General features: G+C 72.8%; 4 protein-coding genes. All 4 read right to left on the reverse strand.

From position 1 onward, the window contains the following. The coding region (locus B7767_RS36695; RefSeq protein WP_143652841.1) for an iron chelate uptake ABC transporter family permease subunit at window positions 1-829 on the reverse strand (829 nt) is incomplete at its 3' end. A 4-nt stretch (window positions 830-833) separates the two neighbouring features. Beyond that, on the reverse strand, window positions 834-1,817 hold the full coding sequence (locus B7767_RS36700; RefSeq protein ID WP_085575795.1) for an iron-siderophore ABC transporter substrate-binding protein: 984 nt from the start codon (window positions 1,815-1,817) through the stop codon (window positions 834-836). Beyond that, complete coding sequence (locus B7767_RS36705; protein ID WP_085575796.1) at window positions 1,814-2,668, reverse strand: ABC transporter ATP-binding protein; 855 nt, start codon at window positions 2,666-2,668, stop codon at window positions 1,814-1,816. The genes B7767_RS36700 and B7767_RS36705 overlap by 4 nt, the downstream gene beginning before the upstream one ends. Window positions 2,669-2,748: 80 nt before the next feature. Continuing rightward, on the reverse strand, window positions 2,749-3,930 hold the full coding sequence (locus B7767_RS36710; protein ID WP_085575797.1) for a spore photoproduct lyase family protein: 1,182 nt from the start codon (window positions 3,928-3,930) through the stop codon (window positions 2,749-2,751). Window positions 3,931-4,079: the final 149 nt, after the last annotated feature.

A 4,079-nucleotide genomic window follows, 5' to 3' on the forward strand; every position in this document is an offset into this window, starting at 1 on the left:
CCGGGGCGCACAGGCCGACGAAGCCGATCGGACCGGCCAGGGTGACGGCCGCCGCGGAGAGCAGGGTCGCCAGGACGACGGCCGTGACGCGGGTGGCCCGCACCGGGACGCCCAGTCCGCGGGCCGCGTCGTCGCCGAGGGCGAGGGCGTCGACCCGGCGGGCGACGAGCAGCAGGCCGGCGAGTCCGACGACGGCGACGGGCAGCATCTGGAGGACGCCGTCGAAGCCGTTCTGGCCGATGTTGCCCTGGTTCCACTGGTAGAGGCCCTCGGTCTGCCGCGGGAACAGCAGGAGCAGCCCCTCGGTGAGGGCGGTGAGCCCGAGGGTGAGCGCGGTACCGGCGAGCACCAGCCGTACGGTGCCGGCGCCGAGCCCCGACAGCCCGAGGACGACGGCCGCCGCCGCGAGCCCGCCGGCGAAGGCGATGCCCGAGGAGGCGAGCAGCGGCAGGGACACGCCGGTGACGGCGGCGATGCCGAGGGCGAAGTAGGAACCCGCGTTCACGGCGAGGGTGTCCGGGGAGGCCAGGACGTTGCGGCTGACGGCCTGCAGGGCGACGCCGGCCATGCCGAGGGCCGCGCCCACGAGGAGCCCGGCGGTCATGCGGGGCAGCCGTGAGGCGATGACGACGGACGCGTCGGCCGGGTCGGCCCGTCCGGTGAGGGCCTTGAGGACCTCGGCCGGGCCGACCGCGGCGGTGCCCTGGGTGATGTCGACGACGGCGAGGGCCGCGACCAGGAGCACGAGCGCGGTCGTCACCGCGGCCGCGCCCGTCCGGGACGACACCGTCGCCGGACGGGCGGTGGGAGTGGTGGCGGTGACGGCCATCGCGCTACTTCGTCAGCGAGGCGACGAGGGCGTCGGCGTACGCCTCCATCGAGCCGGTGCCGCCGAACATCCAGATGCCGTCGTCCAGCCGGTGGACGTCACCGGACTTCACGAACGGCAGCGACTTCCACACGGAGTTGTCGGCGAGCTCCTTGCCGAAGGGGTCGCTGCTGGCGTCGTCCTTGTTGCCGATGTAGGCGAACTGGACCTTGCCCAGGCCGGTCAGTCCCTCGACGTCGGTGGAGGCCAGGCCGTAGGCCTCGTCGCCCTTCAGCTTCCAGGCGTTCTTCAGTCCGAGCCGCTCGTTGACGGCGCCGATCAGCGAGCCGGAGGTGTAGGGGCGCAGGGAGACCTGGTTGGAGGCGACGTAGCCGTCGGCGAAGGCGATCTCCGCACCGTCCAGGCCGGCGTCGGCGAGGGCCTTCTGCCCCTCGGCGAGCTTGGCGTCGAAGTCCTTCTTCAGCGTGGCCGCGCGCTCGGTGGTGCCGGTGGCCTCGGCGATGAGGTCGAGGTTCTCCAGCATCTGCCCGATCGGGTCGGCGGCGTCGGCGGACTTCACCTCCAGGACCGGGGCGACCTTGCGCAACTGCTTGACGGCGTCGGGCTGCAGGTCGGTGGTGGTGACGATGAGGTCGGGCTTGAGCGAGGCGATGGTGTCCATGCTGGGCTCGCCGCGGGTGCCGATGTCCTCGGGCTCGTTCTTGAGCGGGACGGCGGCGTCCCAGGTCTTGTAGCCCTTGACGTCGGCGACGCCCACCGGGTCGACGCCGAGGGAGACCAGGTGCTCGACGACGTTCCACTCGGTGCCGACGACCTTCTTGGCGGGGCCGTCGAGTTCCACCTTCGCGCCGGTGGCGTCGGTGAGGGTGATGGCCTGCGCGGACTCCTTGGCGCCGGCGTCGTCGGCGGCGGGTTCGGTGGTGCCGCAGGCCGCCAGCAGGAGGGTGGCGGCGGTGGCCAGGGGCGCGGTGAGCAGGAGTCGTCTCATGAGGTGGTGCCGAGCCTTTCGCTTCGGGTGTGGTGACGGCCGATGGCGCGGGTGCGCAGCCGGCCGGTGAGGGGGTCGGTGTCGACCTCGATCCGGATGCCGTAGACCTCGGTCAGGCGTTCCGGGGTGAGGACGTCCTCGGGCGGGCCCTCGGCGACGACGCGTCCGGCCGCGAGGAGCACGATCCGGTCGGCGACGGCCGCCGCCTGGTCGAGGTCGTGCAGGACGACGCCGACGGCGATGCCGTGTTCGTCGGCCAGGTCGCGCATGAGGTCGAGGAGTTCGACCTGGTAGCGGAGGTCGAGGTAGGTGGTCGGTTCGTCGAGGAGGAGGACGCCGGTCTCCTGGGCGAGACAGCCGGCCAGCCACACGCGCTGGAGCTGCCCTCCGGAGAGGTGTTCGGCTCCGCGGTCGGCGAGTTCGGCGACGCCGGTGAGGGCGAGGGCGCGGTCCACGGCGGCACGGCCACCGGGGTCCGTACCGCCCCATCGGCCGCGGTGCGGGTAGCGGCCGAACTCGACGACGTCCCGCACGCTGAGACCGCTGGGGGTGGGGCGTCCCTGGAGCAGCAGGGCGACGCGGCGGGAGAACTCCCGGGGGCCGAGGGCCAGCGCGTCGGTGCCGGCGTCGATCGTGAGCGTGGCGCTCCGCGGCCGTTGCAGCCGGGCGACGGTGCGCAGCAGGGTCGACTTGCCGCTGCCGTTCGGGCCCACCAGGGCGGTCACTTCGCCGGGGCGCAGGGTCAGCGCCGCGTCGTGCACGACGTCGGCGCCGTCGTACGCCACGGTCACATCGGTGGCCGACAGTTGATGGCCGCGCGGGCCCGGGGCCGCCTCTTCAGCAGGAATCACATGGCAAGGTTAGCCTACCCTTAATTCCCGTTATCAGGGGGTGACCTGGGAGAAAGCCGGAGCGGGTGGGTACCGGTCCGTCAGAAGGCGTAGCGGATATCGAGCCACGGTGTGTGACGGGTGGCCAGTTCACGCAGGTCCGCGAGGGCGCGGCGCTTGATGCCGGCGCGGTAGCGGAGGTTGAGGGCGCCGTTCTGGGAGCGCTTGGTCTCCTGCGCGTCGGGCTGCCACAGCACGTCCTCGCCGCGCGGATGCCAGCGGAGGTTGACCTCGTGCAGGTCCGCGTTGTGGGTGAGCATGATGACCTCGGCGCGGGCCTGCCGCTTCACGCGCTCGGGCAGGACGTCGTCCATGTGCCGCAGCAGCCCGGCCCAGGCGTCCTGCCAGCCGGGGCGGACGACGACGGGTGAGAGGTTGAAGTGCACCTCGTACCCGGCGTCGAGGAAGTCCGCGGCGGCGGCGATCCGCCGGTCGACCGGGCTGGTGCGCAGGTCCAGCAGGCGTGAGTCGTCGGCCGGCATCACCGAGAACCGGATCCGGGTGCGGCCGCGCGGGTCGAGCTCCAGCAGGTCGGGGTTGACGAACTTGGTCGCGAAGGACGCCTTCGCGGTGGGCCAGTCGCGGAAGGCGCGCACCAGGTCGGCGGTGTTGTCGCAGACGAGGGCGTCGACGGAGCAGTCGCCGTTCTCCCCGATGTCGTACACCCATGCCTCGGGGTCGCACTGGTTGGGCTCCGGTTTGGGGCCCTGGGTGGCGACGTGGCGGCCGAGGTGGGCGATGATCCGGTCGATGTTGGTGAAGAGGGTGATCGGGTTGGCGAAGCCCTTGCGGCGGGGGACGTAGCAGTACACGCAGGACAGGGCGCAGCCGTTGGACGGGCCGGGGGCGATCCAGTCGGCGGAGCGGCCGTTGGGGCGGGTGGTGAGCGTCTTCTTCACGCCCAGTACGAGGGTCTCGCGCTTGATCCGCATCCAGCGGTCGGCGCTGCCCTCGTTGCCGTGCAGTTCGGGGATGCGCCAGTGGGAGTCCGTCTCGATCAGCCGGGCCCCGGGGAACCGGGCGAGGATCTGCCGCCCGCGGGGTGAGGCGGCGGCGGCCGGTTCGGCGTGGATCTCCCGGATCGCGAGAAGCCGGCGCGCCTGCGCGGAGTCCCGGAAGGCGGAAGCGGACGCCGCCGTCCCGGCCACCGGTGCCGCCGGCAGCTCGCCGAGACCGAAGAGCGGCTCCTGGGAGCCGGGGGACGAGGACGGATGGTGAGGCATGTGCGGGCCGGCTTCTCGGGAGCGGAGACGATACGGAACGCCCGCCGGCCGGATTCCACGGAACCCGGCAGGTGAGGGCCGTCCTCCCCACTGTACGGCGACGGGGCCGGCACCCCACCCGCCAGCGGCCGCGGGAGTGCCGACGTCCG

The sequence above is a fragment of the Streptomyces sp. 13-12-16 genome (assembly GCF_002114215.1).
In the GTDB taxonomy this organism is placed as follows: domain Bacteria; phylum Actinomycetota; class Actinomycetes; order Streptomycetales; family Streptomycetaceae; genus Streptomyces.